Here is a 15,662-nt window from a genome sequence, read left to right as displayed (position 1 = left end):
TGAGATATCAGGGCTGCGGTGTACTTACTACTGCTCTAAACTAGAATAATCGGTATAGCCTCTGGGGCCATCTGAATAAAACGAGCTGCTGTCTGCCTCGGACAAGGTAGCACGTTGTTTAAAACGCTCGACCAAATCTGGGTTAGCGATAAACAAGCGACCAAAAGAAACCGCATCAGCCCGTCCTGAACTCACCGTACGTTCGGCTCGCTCTAGATCGTAGCTTTCGTTCACGATCAACAAGCCACTGTATGCTTGTCGCACCACAGCCGTAATGTCTTGGCTACCGTTCGCTTCACGGCAAAACACAAACGCTACTTTACGACGCTCTAGTTCTGCGGCCACGTGCGTGTACAAACTTGCCGGTGCAGAGTCGTGCATGGAATGCACGGTACCGCGCGGCGATAAGTGTACACCTACTCTACCGTGCCCCCATACTTCGGCACACGCGTCTACAACCTCAAAAAGAAAACGACTACGGTTTGCGATACTGCCGCCGTAGTCGTCTTGTCTGTGATTACTGCTATCGTTAAGGAATTGGTCAATCAGATAACCATTTGCAGCATGGATTTCTACACCATCAAAACCTGCCACCATGGCGTTTTGCGCTGCATTTTTGAAATCCTTAACGATACCAGCAATCTCTTCTACGCTCAGTGCACGCGGTACCACGTATTCACGAGGTGGGCGTAGCAAGCTGACATTACCTTGGCACGCTATAGCACTAGGTGCCACAGGCATTTGTCCGTTAAGTAGCTCTGGGTCAGACACGCGCCCTACATGCCACAACTGCAAGAAGATTTTCCCCTCGCGTGCATGCACAGCCTGCACAATGTTCTTCCACGCCTCTACTTGAGCGGAGCTCCAGATACCTGGCGTGCGCAAATAGCCCACACCTTGAGGTGACACAGAAGTCGCTTCTGAAATAATCAAACCCGCGCTGGATCGTTGGCAATAATAATTGCGCATTAGATCGCTAGGTACGCGAGCATCGGTAGCACGCGTACGCGTCATGGGGGCCATAACGATGCGATTTGACATCGTTAGATCCCCTGCTTTACAAGCATCAAACAAACTTACCATTACAACACTGCCACTCACAGAGTAAAAATATCAGCTGCAGACATGATATCCGTAGTTTCCCGTATAAGGTTTTTTTACCAGAAATTGGAGTAGACTACCAATCTCTTATTCCAAAACTTTTATAGAACCGCAACATTCAGGACTAAAAATGGCACAGTTCGCCGTCATCGGCCTGGGACGTTTCGGCTCCGCTGCATCGCTGGAGCTGACAAAAATGGGGCACGCCGTCCTTGGCGTAGATAATGATCCCAAACTTGTAGAGCGCTATGCCGACGACATTTCACGCGCTGTTATCGTAGACGTTACCGACAAAGCAGCGTTAGAAGAGTTAGGCTTAGAAAACTACGATGCCGTACTCATTGCCATTGGCGATGATGTGCAAGCCTGTCTGGTATGCGTTGTGCACTTAAAGTCCATGGGGCTGCAAAACATCTGGGTGAAAGCTGTATCTCACGCCCAGCACCTTATCTTGGGCAAGCTTGGTGTACAGCGTATTGTTCACCCAGAAGAAGAGATGGGTATACGTGTAGCACAAATGCTCAGCTACCCAATGGTAAACGATTATATCTCTCTAGGAAATGGAGAATTTATCGTTGAAATTATTGCCAGCGATAATCTGGAAGATTTAGCCATTCGCTCTATTCTACAAAACAAGCCAAATGTAGAAGTATTATTGATTAAACGGCGCGGCCAAGTCACCATACGACCCGCCCATGATTTTCTGCTTCAAGCTAAAGATGTCATTGTATTGTTTGGCCCGCTCACGGCCTTACGTACTATTGCGCCTAAACTGATCTGATGAAAATACGCCAAACCCGCGAACGATTTCCCTTCCCGGTAGATCGTCGCACCACCCTGAATGCTAGCCCTCCAGCGGTACTAGCATTAGGTTTTTTCTTGTTGATCGTACTGGGCTCAGTACTACTTTCTCTGCCAGTTTCCACTCAACGCCCTATAGGCTGGTTTGATGCCCTATTTATGGCAACATCAGCCGTGACGGTGAGTGGCCTAGCCGTGGTAGAGCCTGCCACCACCTTCACCACTACTGGCCAGGTGATCCTAACCATATTGGTGCAGTTGGGCGGCTTGGGGATTATCACCTTTGCGGTGCTTGCCGCACAAAGCATACAAAAACGCATAAGCCTAAATCAGCAAGCTCTGGCCTTAGAGGCCTTCAACCAAACCAACGTGGGGAAAATTCACCAAACCGCGCTGGCCGTAATCAAAATATCGGCCACCATACAGATCATCACCATTTTGATTTTAGGTCTTTGGTGGACACGCCATGATCCCTGGAAGGACGCTTTTTACCAAGCCTACTTCCACGTCAGTATGGCATTTAATAATGCGGGGATTTCTCTATACGATCAAAGCTTGCGCAGCATGGTGCCCGACACCTTTAGCATTTTGACGCTATCGCTCATGATCATTCTGGGCGGTTTAGGCTTCCCAGTGCTGATGAATATCCTACAAAAACGCCGCTGGTCCAAACTGCAGCTCTACACTCGCTTGATTCTGCTGGGCACATTAGCGCTGAATATCGTTGGCTTCTTAGCTATCTGGGCGTTTGAGGCTAATAACCCCGCCACCCTCGAACCCCTGCCTTTGGGCGAGCAAGCTACTGCCGCCTGGTTCCAAGCCATTGCCACTCGTACAGCCGGCTTTAGTACCATGAGCGTCGTAGACATGCATGACAGCTCTACCATGCTGATGATGATGTACATGTTTATTGGCGGCGGCTCGTTAAGCACCGCAAGCGGTATTAAGCTAGGGACCTTTATCGTCTTAGTGGCAGCCGTATTCTCGTACATACGCCACCGCGAAGAAGTAGTCATTGGTGGACGCACTATTTCACCCGCCATCACACAAAAAGCCTTGGCACTAGCCTTCATTACCAGCGTTTGGTTTGTGTTTGGGGTGATGTTTGTCACCATTTTTGATGGCCATCAACCTTTCCGCAGCGTGTTATTTGAGGTCATGTCCGCCATTACCACCACGGGGATGGGCCACGGCATTACCCCTGAACTCACCAGACCTAGCCAAGCCATGCTGGCCGTGCTGATGTTCGTTGGTAGGTTAGGCCCGCTCACACTGGTCTATACCATTGCCAGACGTACACGTAGCCGTATCCGCTACCCAGAAACCCCCTTCCAAGTTGGTTAAGGGCTACCCTAGCAAAAGCACCTATAAGCAGTCTACAATTCCTGATCAGACCGCCCTCTCACGGGGGCGGTGCTTTTGAATGAATTACCACACAGGAAAAGGCTGATGAGCGCGCTATTATTTGATACAGAAACCACGGGCACACGCGCCCCGCAAGTCATTGAAGCCGCCTGGCTCAAGCTGGATACGCCTGCAAACCTCACCATCTTGGAAGAGTTTGAACAGCGCTACAAACCCAGCGAAGCCATCACATTGGGCGCACTCGCTGTGCACCACATCTACGATGAAGAACTGGCCTCTTGCCCGCCACACACCACGTTCCAATTACCTGCTGATACCCAGTACATCATTGGGCACAACGTGGACTACGACTGGGAGGTCGCTGGCAAACCTGACGTTAAACGCATATGCACGCTAGCATTGAGCAAACAGTTGTTCCCACAGCTAGACAGCCATAGCCAATCCGCATTGATCTATTACATAGACAGAGCCAACGCTCGTGAACGCTTAAAAAATGCACACTCCGCATTGGCTGATGTACGCAACTGTTTAGACCTGCTGCGCGCCTTGCTAAAAGCAATGCCTAACCCCGTCAACAGTTGGGAAGAACTCTGGCATTACTCAGACCAAGCACGCGTACCCAGCATCATGCCTTTTGGTAAACACCGAGGTATGCCCATCGCTGATCTACCACCAGACTACAAAGCCTGGTTGCTGCGCCAAGACGGCCTAGACCCTTATGTCAAAATGGCTGTGCAAGCCAACTTCTAGACAAAAAAATAGCCAGCAATTTGCTGGCTATTTTTATTACTACTGAGCGTCGCTCACTCGTACGACTGCTTGCGAATGGATAAATGCAGAACGCAATTCTGTATCCGCCACAAACCACGAGCACTCTACTCTACCGTGCGTTAGCCCTAGTTGAGTCACCGTCATGCGTGGGCCGCCACTTCTAAGCTGCACCACATCACCAATATTCCACTTCACTTCTGTCATAACCTTTGTACTCATAACTTACGTCCGAACGCCTCAGCAATTTTCTTATCCGTATCATATTGGCTTAACGCGTATACCGCCCAAATTGCAGCCGGAACCCAACCAATAATCGTGATCTGTAAAATCAGGCAAATAATGCCAGAAACAGGGCGCTTGATTGTAAAGAACACCAACCAAGGCAACAACAGCGCAATCACCAACCTCATAGCAATCCACCTCCTGTAATAGCTCAGCCGCTATTCTACTGTGCGAATCGCTATCGCAGTAGCTCTACGCTAACAACGTGTACAGAATTTTTATAAAACCCTACAGGTTGTCCGTGAAATATACGCATTTGTTGATGTGACACAAATCACCGCGTTATATAAGCCCCTACCATGAGGCTACATAACCTATTGTGCTATCAGGAGACAAACTATGTATGAAAGCAGACCCAATCAGAACATCCTGGATCAGTTGGTTGAATTGCCCGCCGTAGGCAAACTATTTAAATCCAAATCCATCGCTGAAACCGAACAAGTTATCGCCCAAGCGCTATCTGAACTTTACGGTGAGACCGTTAATGTGCGTATAGGCAGTTGTAACCTGCCCGCGTCTGACCGTTTTGCGGTCCTAATTAAAGATCTCACCATTGAGGCATCACACGAAAATCGCCTCTAGCAAACAGCGTATATCACTCCCTGATTAGTTGACAAAAGTCTGTTACATAGGCTATAGTTTAATTCTCTCGGGGCGTAGCGCAGCCTGGTAGCGCACTTGCATGGGGTGCAAGGGGTCGAAGGTTCAAATCCTTCCGTTCCGACCAAAGAATTCCCCAAGGTAGTACTGGTTCTTTAACGATTCAGAACACGCCTTTAAGGCAAAAAGCTATGGTAGCAATACTATGGCTTTTTCCGTTTTGGACGAAAGAAAATGAAATGCTTTGGTTAGCCTACTCTACCCTAGAGATGACTAACCAAAGCAGGATGCAAAAACATCCCGCTTTGAGATACAGCGTACTGCTTAAGATTGCTGTATCAACCTTGATTTAGTAAGAGATTCATTGCGTCAACAATGAGGCTCATAAAACACTGATCAAGTTACTACTGTTTGTCGGGAATTACCCGCCATCCCCGCGATGGTTGTCTCACGACAATGGGCGCCCTCTAGGTGTCACATCGAAATGAGACAGCCCTTCGTAGGGTCGCCAGCCACATCTTCTCTTTGCGCATACTCTACATGCCTGAAGATTGACCGGTTTTTCATAGGATTTACTTCTGCCCCTATGTAATCGGGCAGCCGGCCTACTCTGCACAAATCAATAACTCTATGCATGAGCCGGTATTTATCGACCAGGTTGTTAATGAGCATCCACTGGTAGTCAGTGTTCGATGCTATTATTATCTATATGATAAAAATCAGCAACCCCTACCTTTATAACTAACAACTATAGTCGAATCATATGAGCGATTTTCTTCCCGTACGAAGAGCCTGTGAAATTGTGGGAGGCCTATCTGCACTAGCGAAACTAGTGGGCGTTGCGCCCCCAATCGTTCACAAGTGGGCCACTAAAGAACGCCTAGTTCCACATTTGCGATGCGTGCAAATAGAACAAATTACCAAAGGTGAAGTTACACGCCAAATGCTCAGGCCTGATGATTTTCATGAGATGTGGCCTGAACTTAAAGTCTCTATATGATTTTTATTTATAGAAATATTGGTTTGAAACGCCCTTTTCTAAACCTTGATCGCTGCAGTCGTAGCTCCCTTTGGATGATGGCCCCGACAAAAATTGACTAGCAATGCGTCAAAGCCCTCTCCCAACCAATACAGGCCATTGCCTCTATACCGACCCTAAAACGACACAAATCATCCGCTCCGAAGCCCTGGAAGACTTTGCGCTCATTGAGGCCATAACAGAGACGGTATTTCGCGATACTCCCCATGCGAATTACAACGAACAGCAGACATTTAGTGCCATGTTAGATACACAAACACTAGTTAACTTAAATTAGGTAGCGCCCGGAAAAACATGCTCGTCTACAAATACCGAAACTGTGCACAACGTACCTGGGAGCTTCTCCTCAATCGAAAGCTCTTCTTTGCCCCCCCAGCGCAGCTAAACGATCCTTTAGATTCCTCCATAGACATTCATGCCGAGTACGAGCGAGCAAAAGAATTAGTGCACGAATCTGACGATCATCCTGAGCGTCGAAAATCTTTCTTAATCTTCTTGCTGAATCAAAGCCACCGATTCAAGGACCCTACATCAGGTGAGTCGATAGGTTTAAACAAGGTTCTCCAGCTCTTCATTCAATCGCTGGGCATTTTGTCTCTTTCACGTACCCCAACCGACGCGCTACTGTGGTCGCACTACGCTGAAGGGCATTGTGGAATGTGCCTAGGATTCGACCCTGAGCTTCTTGAGTTCGATACTTTAATCAAAGGCGACGTTGAATACTCAGCTAGGCCTCCTTACGTAGACCTTTTTTTGAAAATGACGGAAGAGCTTGGTGAGTTCGTCCGACCATGGGAACAGCACAAGTCCCCAGATGAGCGGGGTGAGCAGTTCTACACATCCCAGCTATCCCGCCTTATGCGAGCAAACTTGTTGGTCAAGTCGGATAAATGGAAGTACGAGGAAGAGTATCGAATGATTACTTCGCGGCCAGGGCACCATGCGTTCTCTCCGAAAGCTTTACGTGAAGTGATATTCGGTACTAGGACGCATGAATCAGATCGCGAGACACTAGCCAACATCTTACGCCATCCAGACTACGCGCATGTAAAAGTCCGAAGCGTTAGGCAGGTGCCTGGAACATTTGAGTTTGGTTTCGTAGATTCAGACGACTAAGTCAACATTAAATAGCAGGACGGCTTTGTGTTGCAAGCTGACATACCCAACGAACTAAAGGCTGATCAGCGTGACAGTCGATAGGTAAACTTATAAGACCTGCGATCAATCAGGAGCGGATAATGCTTTCCATCGCTCTAAAATTAGCTCCGCAGCTTCATTAGCGGTGATTAACGCAGTATCTATTTCCAGACGCGTCGAGTGCCATGGCTCGTAATAATGCAAGACGACGTTATCCCATGTCGGTAGCTTGAATCCTGAGATGTCGGATTTCCTGCTTGTTACCCGCCGCTCATGCTCTGTCCTGTCCGAGCACACAACTTCTACTTCGATAAACGGTGAAGTCATTTTGGTTGCCACTTCACGCCAAGCGCGTCGAGTAATTTCCAATGGATTCACGCTATCAGCCACTACTGGTATGCCTAGCGCCAAATTTGATGCGGCGAGTTCATAGGCCACCATATACCCTGTTGGGCCAATATTTGTATGCTCTCCTGACTGGAGAATAGAGTGCTCAATTGCATCAATACGCAAATATGCTGCGAGTCGCTTTTGCACTAAAAGCTGTGCAATAGTACTTTTTCCGGAGCCCGGTAGCCCGCTGAAGATAATCAACATGGTGGAACCTTGATATGTGTGGGGTAGAACGTTACCACGAAGAAAAGTGATAAACCACATTGGATTAACGGCAGAGACGAACAACAAGCTAAACGTTAATCAGACTAACTAAACAGTTCCGCCACACAAACAAAGGCGGCCTCTATACACGTTTTTTTGTAGGCTGATCTATTTCTGGGTAGACCTTATAATGTCTGTAATCAGCCATGACCCGACATTCGCTCCATGGGCACAATGGAGCCAACAGAGGTCCTTCGTCAATCTGAATAGGCTTCACTAATGGTTCATCTCGAACGGTCTGTGGCAATGTTGTGTATCATGGGTGACGAACTAGTGCCTGAGGGAATTTTGAGGCTACTCAGTGCAATGCCGACGTCAGCTCATGTGAAAGGGCCGCAGCTTCCTTCGAGCCCATCGGGCCGCATTGGCACGAAGAAATCTAGCATGTGGCGTTTAAGGGCGAAGGAGACCGAGCCAGAATACTTGGATGGTCAGGTCTCGGAGTTGCTTGGTCAAGTCACGTCGGACCTAGCGGTTTGGGGTGACATCGTGACTCGGTTTCGTGTTGACCTGTTCTGCGGATGGTTCATGGACAGTAATAGCAAGGGCGTGGAGCTTTCACCCGAAACCATGCTTGCGCCAGCGCAGCGCGGCATCAAGTTGTTGCTTGATACCTACGAGCCGGAAGCTTCGGATGGCCTTGAGCTTGTGTCGCAGACTTAGGTTAACCAGCCATGCCGGCAATTGAAAGAATGCTAAGCCCGCTTTAGGGCGGTTACCCCTACAGGCTCGACCTTTACCAGACAATTGTGGTTAATCTGACAAACCGTGTAAACCATGGATACCATTCATCTCACCATAGGAGCAGTCGCCAAGCGTGCGGGTATCACCGTACGTACTCTGCATCATTACGACTATATCGGATTGGTATGCCCCAGTGCCCGAAGCGAGTCGGGGTATCGCCTCTACAGTGCCAACGACATCGAGCGATTGCATGCCGTTCAGTCCCTCAAACAACTAGGACTCAGCCTCGAAGCGATTGCGGCAACATTGACTGGAGGTGAAGTCACGCCTCAAGTGTTACTGCGTCGCCAGGTAGAAGATGCTACGCGCAAGCTGGTGGAAATACAGGAGCTCAAAGAAAAGCTGCTGTTTCTGGAGCACGCTGTCTCTAGCCAAAATGCATCGGCCGGTGATTTGCTCGACGGCATTCGCCTCCTTGAGACTCACCAGTTGTACCTTCCTTCAGAGGACGTACGGCGGCTGCTTGCGCGCTGGCGTCGCGCCAAGGCCCGATGGCAGCCAGTTGCCAGGGAATTGCTTGCATGCCGAAGCGGCGCTGTTCCGGTCGATGCAGCGCAAACGCAGTTGCTTGCACAGCGGTGGATGAACATCGCAATGTCTGTTTTCGGAGGACGGCTGGGCGCCATTCTTGATTGGGCGCGAATGCATCGGGAAGCGCCTGAGACGGCGCGGCATGCTGGACTTGAGCCAGAGCTCATGCAATACCTTGAACAAGCCATCGAGTTGCGCCTGGAAGCATTGCGCCGGCATCTCTCGCCAGACGAGCTTAACAGACTGGATGGCTCTACAGGGCCTGAGTGGGAGACATTTGCGGCTCAAGGAGAGAGGCTGCTCGCCAATAGAGTCTCTCCAAAGACAAAGGCTGCGCGCGAGTTGGTGGCGCGATATCGCGAACTCTCGCTTAGAACCGTAGCGCAGGATATGTCGCTTGCGGTCAAGCTGAAGCAGGCCTATTCCTCGGAGCCTATATTGGCGCTCGGTCACTTTGTTGGTCCACAGCTGAGGGCATACCTCGAAGTTGCTGCCTCTTGACCCTGACGTTACGTCAGGCCTGAAAGTACTCCTTTCGTTGAACCAACAACAGGAGTCTTCCAATGAAATTCACCGACTGTCCAAGCCCCTCGGCCATGCGTGTCGCCACTTCACGAGCAGCGCACCAGATTCTCGAAGGCGACCTGGTATTCAAGGACCCCTTCGCCATAGCGTCTTTGGGAAGTGCCAATGCAGCATCACTGATGCGCGAACCAATGATGCAAAACGATGTCCCGTCACGCTCCATGCGGGCGGGCATCGTAGCTCGCTCACGATTCGCGGAAGACCATTTGCTGAAAGCCATTGCTAACGGGACTGTGCAATACGGCGTAGTCGGGGCAGGTCTGGATACATGGGCACTGCGCAGTGCGTCCACGCTTCCTGCCGTCACCACGTTTGAACTGGACCAGCCTTCAATGCAGAAATGGAAGACAGACCTATATGCAGACAACGGATGGGCTCAGCCCGCAAGCCTGCGCTATGTAGCCACCGATTTGCGGGAGATGACCAGTGTTGATGGTCTTCTCGCAGGTGGAGCAGACCTTGCCAAGCCTGTCAGCCTGTCTGTGCTGGGGGTGCTCGTCTACCTTTGCAACGATGTGGTTGAGCGCGAGATTGCTGCGTTACAGCAACTTGCTCCAGGCTCCACCGTTACGCTGGACTACCGTCTGGATGAGGCCCAACTGCATCCTGTAGAGCGGGTCATGATGCAGTTCACGGCCAGCATGATGGCTGCGGGAGGCGAGCCGTGGCAATCATCTTGCACGCCGGAGCGCATGCGTGAACTGCTGTCATTTGCGGGCTTTGAAGTCGATGAAGACTTGGGGCCGGCAGAACTCAACGCCCGCTATTTCGCGGGCCGCAGAGATGGCTTGCAGATTGCAGGCGGCGGCTTCCGTTATCTGAGTGCGGTCAAGCGATAGACTGACCAAGAGCATCTGTACAGTTTGCGTGCAGATGCTACCCCACAATCGTTGTGGAGGACCACACCTCACTAAAGTGCCTGGTTCACTGGCGCGGGTGCAGCCTTCCAATTGACCGGTTATTTCCGCCCACATGTTCATTCGTGTTGCCACTCTTGAGGACGCGGCATATTTGCCGCGAATCGAAAAGTCCGCCAGCGAGTTCTATCGAGCTATCCCCCATTTGGATTGGCTGGCAGATGGCCAGTCATCGCGCGGGCTTAACATGAGCGGCTCATTCTCAACAGAACCGTTTGGGTCGCTGAGACATCGCAGGACAACCTGGTCGGATTTTTGAATGCCGAAGTTTTGAATCATGAGCTCCACATTTGGGAGCTTTCTGTTCATGGCGATTGACAATGCGTTTGTCCATAACAAGGCCAGAACAATAATTTGGACGTAGGCAGTCTTCATGCCGGAGGCGGCTTAGTTCACATGAGTGCCCACAGTGGTACAGACTTAAAGCATTAACGTGACAGCGGCTGCTGTTGTCGGTGATGGTGCTGGGCTTTGCTGCGCTCGGCCTGTACATGCGCCGCTAGTGATGGCGTGACGATTGCAATGCAGCGAAAGCTGCGCCTATAGCTGGCGGTAATTGATGGCCGCTAGCTTTTTAGAGCACTAGGGAGTCATGTCTTTGGTGCTTTTTTGTGGGAGCCGGGTACGGGCTGAATGACTGCTTTGGTGCAAGACGAATTTCCGGTTTGGGTCGATTGCAGCCGATAACTGTGTCTAACAAACGTTAGTTTTTAAGACACTCTTTTCAGCCCCGAAAAAGGGGCTGTTTTTTTACCTTTTTGTGTCGTAAACTCGTCTAACAATCAACGTCCACAAACAGTCTATGAATCAAAAAATAGGATACGCAAGAGTTTCTACAGATGACCAAAATCTTGATCTGCAATGCGATGCGCTACAAGCAGCTCAATGCTCACTGATATACGAAGAAGCTCTCAGCGGGAAAAACACTGATCGTCCAGAACTTCAACAATGCTTAAAAGCCTTGCGCCCTGGGGACACATTGGTTGTTTGGCGATTAGATCGTTTAGGGCGAAGCCTACCAGACCTCATCTCGATAGTTACCGAACTTGAACAACGCGGCGTTCTCTTTGAAAGCATTACAGAGAAGATTGAAACCGGCAGTAGTACTGGCAAGTTGGTTTTTCATCTGTTCGCTGCTTTAGCTGAGTTTGAGCGCAACTTGATCCGTGAACGCACACAGTCTGGCCTCATCGCTGCCCGAGCCAGAGGCCGTAAGGGAGGCAGGCCACCAAAGCTAGACGATAAGAAGATTCGCGAAATTCAACGGCTAATGGCAGACCCATCTATACCAGTAAACCAGATTGCTGAAAGATACGGAGTTTCACGCGCAACAATTTATAAAGTTGCTCCACGTCCACCACTTATTTTGCAGGAACTTAACCATGAGCATCAAAATTGAACCTGACTTTTACAGTAGAAAAAGCGCAAACCTCGACCAATTAGTTGAGTTCATCAACGCTGGTGATATTGAGTCAAAGGTGGAATTACAGGGTAGGCTTCAACACGAAGCACAAAACTTACTACGTCTGTACGAACTGGCCTACGATGACGCTGCTTTAGTACGTACCAAGATCACAGCCGATTTAGCCAGTAAAACAGAACACTCGTAGACAAGCGAAATACTTACCCTGGCATAGAGTCATACCACTGCGCGAACTCATCAGCATTTTGAAATGCTCGGTAGCCGTGACCAACTTCAACCTGCACTATGTTGCCATCATTTAGCATTGCTACTACGTGTTCTCTGAGTTTTCTTTGTGGGTGCAGCTTACTAGCTAAAATTGTTTGGTAGCTAATTTTCATAGTATCTCCTTGATAGGCTTATATTTTAATATAGATATGACCTCGCAGTGTCTCACAACGCTTAGACCGCTAACCATTTCAAGGGTTAAAGCCATTCTTCTGCTGCACCGCTAGAGTGACAGCGCCTCACTAATTAGCCACCCCTCAAGCCCACCACCGTGGGCTGTCTTGCTATCTGTCATTGTGTCACATCGTTCTCGCTTTCAAGGGCTAGCACTTCGTGCAGTGGCCCAATTGGGCCATCTACGACCCTTGATAGCTGCGCTGCGACGTAACTTCAATGGACAGGCAATCCAGCCTGTACCCTTTGGAGATAGCTATGTATCACGGCCTTTCACATGACAATATGAATGAAGCGGAAACCTTGTATGTTCGTGATGAACACGGTCAATACGTGTTGGCCACACCAGCTCAAGTATTAGCCGCAGCCCGACACAAAGCCGACCAGTTGTTAGATCGCGGCCCGTTGCTACAACGCCCGAACATAGTTAAGCAATTTCTAGTAGCTAAATTGGCAGGTATGGAGCATGAAATTGTGAGCTGCATTTTCCTAAACAACCAGCTCCGACTCATCCAGTACCAGGAAATATTTAATGGCACTGTAAACCAGTCGGCTATTTACCCTCGCGAGATAGTTAAAGCAGCACTGAGGCTGAATGCATCCGCGGTCATCATGGCTCATAACCACCCAAGCGGGGCAGCGAGTCCAAGCGATGCCGACATACGGATCACTAAAACTGTCAGGGAGTGTTTGGAAATGATAGATATGCGACTAATCGATCACCTGATCGTAGCCGGTTCACAAGCAATTTCGCTTGCCGAGATTGGTGAAATCTAAATAATAAATGGCTCGCTAAGAGCCATTATTTAATTGTTCCTAGTGAGCAGCCACTCACTAGGAACGTACACCACTAATCACCCACGATCTGAAGGAATGAGGATGACGCTTAAAATCTTACCAAAAACCATCGTTTCCTGCGAGTGTAAGGTTGTAAGGGCGTTCTAATGCAGCACCGCTAGAGTAGCGTTTCCTCGTCAACCAATTCCACCTCAAGCCCACCACCGTGGGCTGTCTTGCTTTCCGTCATTGTGTCACATCGTTCTCGCTTTCAAAGGCTGCGCACGTTGTGCTTGTGTCCAATGGTCATCTTTGACCCTTGATAGCTGCGCTGCGACGTGTCCCCAAAGAACGGGCAATACCTCCCTAACCATCTTTGGAGAACGCTATGAGTAAAGCTCAGAAAAACAATTTCTTTCGCTCTGCTGATGAACATCAGCAAGCCGTTGTTAAAACCATCGAAGGACTGTCTCGTACACATGGTTTAGATCGCGTTTGGTCTGACTGGGTAGAAATAAGCGCCATCGCACTAGCTCGACTCGACAAAGCGCAATTTGACCGCCGAGAAGAACGTTACCTGCAAATCGTAAAGTCCTATAGCAAAGCAGAACTAGAGCAGCTTGTACAAGCATTTAGTCATCTAGTGATGGCTTTCGATTACCGAGTAAAGAATGGCGAAATAACAGATGTACTTGGCAGCATCTTCATGGCACTTAACATGGGTAACTCTCGCTCAGGTCAATTCTTCACGCCGTTCGAGGTTTCTTATCTGATGGCCAAGATCACTGCACCAGAAAACCATATCAAAAATCTCATCGAGGCAAACGGTTATGTCACCCTTGCTGAACCAACCTCTGGCGCAGGTGGCATGATTATTGCCTATGCACGTACCATGAAAGACGATGGTCATAACTACCAGCAAACATTGCACGTAACAGCTACAGACATAGATAGCCGCTGCGTTCACATGACATTTGTACAAATGGCGCTCTTACACATTCCTGGCATCGTGATTCATGGAAATGCACTTTCCCTTGAAGAATGGGGGCATTGGTTCACACCAGCGCACATCATTGGCGGCTGGAGTCGCAAGTTGCGTCAGAGCAAGCACACCCAACAAACAATGGTAATGCCGGCGAGCAATGCCCGAACTCCTACCCTACCACTACTAAATCAAGCAAGGGAATTGGGTCAGATTCAGCTATTTTGAACTATATGTCAGGCCGCGCAATGCGGCCAAAGCACTTTCGTAAGTGCTTAAAAACACACCTAAAATTCATCATATCAAGTAAAATGACATACTGACTGAGTGCTTTTCACGCTCAAAAAACGCTACTAGGAGAGACTAAATTGCCTATCGTTTCAGAAAAAGAACAGCAAAAAATCATCAACAATATTGTTGGCTCCTTCCGTCTCGAAGGACTGGAGATCACCGAACAAACCATTGCTGATATGCACCGCGTCAATCAAGGTGAGCTAACAACAGAACAAGCCATTAAGAACGGTCTAGCAAGGATCAAACGTGAGGAAATACAGCAATAACAGCGATCTCTACACAGACCCGCAAACAGGTGTTCTAAAAAACAAACTAGGCTATACAACACAAGAAAGTTTAGAACACGCCGAAGCGCATAGCGTAGCAATGCGCTCACATGAGATAGGCCTCAAACCAATCGCTGGCAATTTCGACCTATCTCATCTACAAGAAATACATAAAAAACTCTTTAGCGATGTTTATGAATGGGCAGGAGAAATCCGCAGAGTAGATATCATGAAAGGCGCTACTCGTTTTGCCCATCATGCCTTTATTGAGTCAGAAACTAAAAAAATCACAGACCAACTCAAACATGAACAGTGCTTGCGTGGATTATCTGCTGAAAATTTCAGTCAACGAGCTGGCCACTATCTAGGTGAGCTAAATGTTGTTCACCCATTCCGTGAGGGCAATGGCCGAACATTGAGAGAGTATGTCGGACAACTAGCTAAGCAAGCGGGTTATGAAATAACGTGGGAAGGAATTGACCGCCAATCGATGACCCAAGCATCTATTGATGCTTACCAAGGATCATCAGATTTGATGGCTAAACTCATCCGCGAAAACCTAGTAGATAGCGACCGCGAATTAGCCTTGCAATTAGCCGACGATAAACTTGGTAAGCCCCCAACCTCTATTATCGAACCACAACAAGGCAAAATTTACGCAGGCAAAGTGTTGGCCGTTACCAAGCGGTACGCCGCACAAATAAACGACAAAACTCACGAACTCGTTTTACATCAACGGCAGGCACTTCCTCACGTTCAGGAAAATAGCACCGTCGAAATTACCTATCTAACACGCGACACAGGTTTCATACGGAACCTGCCAAACACTGAACATACTCACAACCATACACTTGAGCAGAGTCGTGACTTCGGTGATCGCGAGCGCTAAATAGCCTAGAGAAATCGCTTCACTCACACCCGTCATAAATAAAGGCCGCGCAATGCGGCC

20 protein-coding genes and 1 tRNA gene are annotated in these 15,662 nt (G+C 49.0%); 16 read left to right on the top strand and 5 right to left on the bottom strand.

Annotation, left to right across the window (positions count from 1 at the left end):
• Positions 1-27: 27 nt before the first annotated feature.
• The gene (locus ACLPHM_RS02950) at positions 28-1,083 is read right to left on the bottom strand and encodes an alkene reductase (RefSeq protein WP_430219784.1); all 1,056 of its coding nucleotides are present in this window, start codon (positions 1,081-1,083) and stop codon (positions 28-30) included.
• A 148-nt stretch (positions 1,084-1,231) separates the two neighbouring features.
• Here ACLPHM_RS02950 and ACLPHM_RS02945 point away from each other — a divergent pair, with 148 nt between their 5' ends.
• The 3 genes from ACLPHM_RS02945 (at position 1,232) to ACLPHM_RS02935 (ending at position 4,017) form a co-directional block, all read left to right on the top strand.
• The gene (locus ACLPHM_RS02945; protein ID WP_430219783.1) at positions 1,232-1,882 is read left to right on the top strand and encodes a potassium channel family protein; all 651 of its coding nucleotides are present in this window, start codon (positions 1,232-1,234) and stop codon (positions 1,880-1,882) included.
• Complete coding sequence (locus ACLPHM_RS02940; RefSeq protein WP_430219782.1) at positions 1,882-3,246, top strand: TrkH family potassium uptake protein; 1,365 nt, start codon at positions 1,882-1,884, stop codon at positions 3,244-3,246. Before ACLPHM_RS02945 ends, ACLPHM_RS02940 begins: the two co-directional genes overlap by 1 nt.
• 105 nt (positions 3,247-3,351) lie before the next feature.
• The gene (locus tag ACLPHM_RS02935; protein ID WP_430219781.1) at positions 3,352-4,017 is read left to right on the top strand and encodes a 3'-5' exonuclease; all 666 of its coding nucleotides are present in this window, start codon (positions 3,352-3,354) and stop codon (positions 4,015-4,017) included.
• 39 nt (positions 4,018-4,056) lie between these two features.
• On the opposite strand, the gene ACLPHM_RS02930 is transcribed toward ACLPHM_RS02935, so the two are convergent.
• Both ACLPHM_RS02930 and ACLPHM_RS02925 read right to left on the bottom strand, forming a co-directional pair.
• Entirely contained in the window at positions 4,057-4,257 is a 201-nt protein-coding gene (locus ACLPHM_RS02930) for a YodC family protein (RefSeq protein WP_430219780.1), read from the bottom strand.
• A complete protein-coding gene (locus ACLPHM_RS02925) occupies positions 4,254-4,448 on the bottom strand; it encodes a YqaE/Pmp3 family membrane protein (RefSeq protein ID WP_430219779.1) in 195 nt (64 codons plus the stop codon). Before ACLPHM_RS02925 ends, ACLPHM_RS02930 begins: the two co-directional genes overlap by 4 nt.
• Positions 4,449-4,659: 211 nt before the next feature.
• Between ACLPHM_RS02925 and ACLPHM_RS02920 the strand changes: the two genes are divergently transcribed.
• The 4 genes from ACLPHM_RS02920 to ACLPHM_RS02905 all read left to right on the top strand — a co-directional run bounded on the left by ACLPHM_RS02920 (position 4,660) and on the right by ACLPHM_RS02905 (position 7,075).
• Positions 4,660-4,902 (top strand): hypothetical protein, encoded by a 243-nt coding sequence (locus ACLPHM_RS02920; RefSeq protein WP_430219778.1) that lies wholly within the window; start codon positions 4,660-4,662, stop codon positions 4,900-4,902.
• A 68-nt stretch (positions 4,903-4,970) separates the two neighbouring features.
• Positions 4,971-5,047 (top strand) — tRNA-Pro (locus tag ACLPHM_RS02915).
• A 636-nt stretch (positions 5,048-5,683) separates the two neighbouring features.
• Entirely contained in the window at positions 5,684-5,920 is a 237-nt protein-coding gene (locus tag ACLPHM_RS02910) for a transcriptional regulator (RefSeq protein ID WP_430219777.1), read from the top strand.
• A gap of 333 nt (positions 5,921-6,253) precedes the next feature.
• On the top strand, positions 6,254-7,075 hold the full coding sequence (locus ACLPHM_RS02905) for a DUF2971 domain-containing protein (protein WP_430219776.1): 822 nt from the start codon (positions 6,254-6,256) through the stop codon (positions 7,073-7,075).
• A gap of 105 nt (positions 7,076-7,180) precedes the next feature.
• On the opposite strand, the gene ACLPHM_RS02900 is transcribed toward ACLPHM_RS02905, so the two are convergent.
• Positions 7,181-7,693, bottom strand: a complete 513-nt coding sequence (locus tag ACLPHM_RS02900) for an AAA family ATPase (protein WP_430219775.1) — start codon at positions 7,691-7,693, stop codon at positions 7,181-7,183.
• Between the two features lie 318 nt (positions 7,694-8,011).
• Here ACLPHM_RS02900 and ACLPHM_RS02895 point away from each other — a divergent pair, with 318 nt between their 5' ends.
• The 5 genes from ACLPHM_RS02895 to ACLPHM_RS02875 all read left to right on the top strand — a co-directional run bounded on the left by ACLPHM_RS02895 (position 8,012) and on the right by ACLPHM_RS02875 (position 12,140).
• The gene (locus ACLPHM_RS02895) at positions 8,012-8,416 is read left to right on the top strand and encodes a DUF4279 domain-containing protein (RefSeq protein ID WP_430219774.1); all 405 of its coding nucleotides are present in this window, start codon (positions 8,012-8,014) and stop codon (positions 8,414-8,416) included.
• Between the two features lie 114 nt (positions 8,417-8,530).
• Positions 8,531-9,529: a MerR family transcriptional regulator gene (locus tag ACLPHM_RS02890; protein WP_430219773.1), complete on the top strand. Its 999-nt coding sequence runs from the start codon at positions 8,531-8,533 to the stop codon at positions 9,527-9,529.
• Positions 9,530-9,591: 62 nt separating this feature from the next.
• Positions 9,592-10,452, top strand: coding sequence for a class I SAM-dependent methyltransferase (locus ACLPHM_RS02885; RefSeq protein WP_430219772.1), 861 nt, complete (start codon positions 9,592-9,594; stop codon positions 10,450-10,452).
• A gap of 880 nt (positions 10,453-11,332) precedes the next feature.
• A complete protein-coding gene (locus ACLPHM_RS02880; protein WP_430219771.1) occupies positions 11,333-11,929 on the top strand; it encodes a recombinase family protein in 597 nt (198 codons plus the stop codon).
• Entirely contained in the window at positions 11,913-12,140 is a 228-nt protein-coding gene (locus ACLPHM_RS02875) for a hypothetical protein (RefSeq protein ID WP_430219770.1), read from the top strand. Before ACLPHM_RS02880 ends, ACLPHM_RS02875 begins: the two co-directional genes overlap by 17 nt.
• 13 nt (positions 12,141-12,153) lie before the next feature.
• Here ACLPHM_RS02875 and ACLPHM_RS02870 read toward each other — a convergent pair whose 3' ends face one another.
• A complete protein-coding gene (locus tag ACLPHM_RS02870) occupies positions 12,154-12,333 on the bottom strand; it encodes a hypothetical protein (protein WP_430219769.1) in 180 nt (59 codons plus the stop codon).
• A 319-nt stretch (positions 12,334-12,652) separates the two neighbouring features.
• On the opposite strand from ACLPHM_RS02870, the gene ACLPHM_RS02865 reads away from it, so the two are divergent.
• The 4 genes from ACLPHM_RS02865 to ACLPHM_RS02850 all read left to right on the top strand — a co-directional run bounded on the left by ACLPHM_RS02865 (position 12,653) and on the right by ACLPHM_RS02850 (position 15,602).
• Complete coding sequence (locus ACLPHM_RS02865; RefSeq protein WP_430219768.1) at positions 12,653-13,171, top strand: JAB domain-containing protein; 519 nt, start codon at positions 12,653-12,655, stop codon at positions 13,169-13,171.
• A 388-nt stretch (positions 13,172-13,559) separates the two neighbouring features.
• Positions 13,560-14,381 (top strand): N-6 DNA methylase, encoded by an 822-nt coding sequence (locus ACLPHM_RS02860; RefSeq protein WP_430219767.1) that lies wholly within the window; start codon positions 13,560-13,562, stop codon positions 14,379-14,381.
• Positions 14,382-14,521: 140 nt separating this feature from the next.
• Positions 14,522-14,713 (top strand): antitoxin VbhA family protein, encoded by a 192-nt coding sequence (locus ACLPHM_RS02855; protein WP_430219766.1) that lies wholly within the window; start codon positions 14,522-14,524, stop codon positions 14,711-14,713.
• Positions 14,694-15,602, top strand: a complete 909-nt coding sequence (locus tag ACLPHM_RS02850; RefSeq protein ID WP_430219765.1) for a Fic/DOC family protein — start codon at positions 14,694-14,696, stop codon at positions 15,600-15,602. Before ACLPHM_RS02855 ends, ACLPHM_RS02850 begins: the two co-directional genes overlap by 20 nt.
• Positions 15,603-15,662: the final 60 nt, after the last annotated feature.

The organism is Paenalcaligenes sp. Me131, assembly GCF_050487225.1.
Lineage (GTDB): Bacteria > Pseudomonadota > Gammaproteobacteria > Burkholderiales > Burkholderiaceae_B > Paenalcaligenes.
This window is presented reverse-complemented; position numbering and strand designations above follow the sequence as displayed.

Coding starts and splice junctions, on each gene's coding strand:
- ACLPHM_RS02930 (WP_430219780.1), bottom strand. CDS start 4,257: ATGAGTACAAAGGTTATGACAGAAGTGAAGTGGAATATTGGTGATGTG.
- ACLPHM_RS02940 (WP_430219782.1), top strand. CDS start 1,882: ATGAAAATACGCCAAACCCGCGAACGATTTCCCTTCCCGGTAGATCGT.
- ACLPHM_RS02900 (WP_430219775.1), bottom strand. CDS start 7,693: ATGTTGATTATCTTCAGCGGGCTACCGGGCTCCGGAAAAAGTACTATT.
- ACLPHM_RS02865 (WP_430219768.1), top strand. CDS start 12,653: ATGTATCACGGCCTTTCACATGACAATATGAATGAAGCGGAAACCTTG.
- ACLPHM_RS02950 (WP_430219784.1), bottom strand. CDS start 1,083: ATGGTAAGTTTGTTTGATGCTTGTAAAGCAGGGGATCTAACGATGTCA.
- ACLPHM_RS02895 (WP_430219774.1), top strand. CDS start 8,012: ATGGGTGACGAACTAGTGCCTGAGGGAATTTTGAGGCTACTCAGTGCA.
- ACLPHM_RS02925 (WP_430219779.1), bottom strand. CDS start 4,448: ATGAGGTTGGTGATTGCGCTGTTGTTGCCTTGGTTGGTGTTCTTTACA.
- ACLPHM_RS02945 (WP_430219783.1), top strand. CDS start 1,232: ATGGCACAGTTCGCCGTCATCGGCCTGGGACGTTTCGGCTCCGCTGCA.
- ACLPHM_RS02935 (WP_430219781.1), top strand. CDS start 3,352: ATGAGCGCGCTATTATTTGATACAGAAACCACGGGCACACGCGCCCCG.
- ACLPHM_RS02890 (WP_430219773.1), top strand. CDS start 8,531: ATGGATACCATTCATCTCACCATAGGAGCAGTCGCCAAGCGTGCGGGT.
- ACLPHM_RS02920 (WP_430219778.1), top strand. CDS start 4,660: ATGTATGAAAGCAGACCCAATCAGAACATCCTGGATCAGTTGGTTGAA.
- ACLPHM_RS02860 (WP_430219767.1), top strand. CDS start 13,560: ATGAGTAAAGCTCAGAAAAACAATTTCTTTCGCTCTGCTGATGAACAT.
- ACLPHM_RS02910 (WP_430219777.1), top strand. CDS start 5,684: ATGAGCGATTTTCTTCCCGTACGAAGAGCCTGTGAAATTGTGGGAGGC.
- ACLPHM_RS02875 (WP_430219770.1), top strand. CDS start 11,913: ATGAGCATCAAAATTGAACCTGACTTTTACAGTAGAAAAAGCGCAAAC.
- ACLPHM_RS02870 (WP_430219769.1), bottom strand. CDS start 12,333: ATGAAAATTAGCTACCAAACAATTTTAGCTAGTAAGCTGCACCCACAA.
- ACLPHM_RS02885 (WP_430219772.1), top strand. CDS start 9,592: ATGAAATTCACCGACTGTCCAAGCCCCTCGGCCATGCGTGTCGCCACT.
- ACLPHM_RS02880 (WP_430219771.1), top strand. CDS start 11,333: ATGAATCAAAAAATAGGATACGCAAGAGTTTCTACAGATGACCAAAAT.
- ACLPHM_RS02905 (WP_430219776.1), top strand. CDS start 6,254: ATGCTCGTCTACAAATACCGAAACTGTGCACAACGTACCTGGGAGCTT.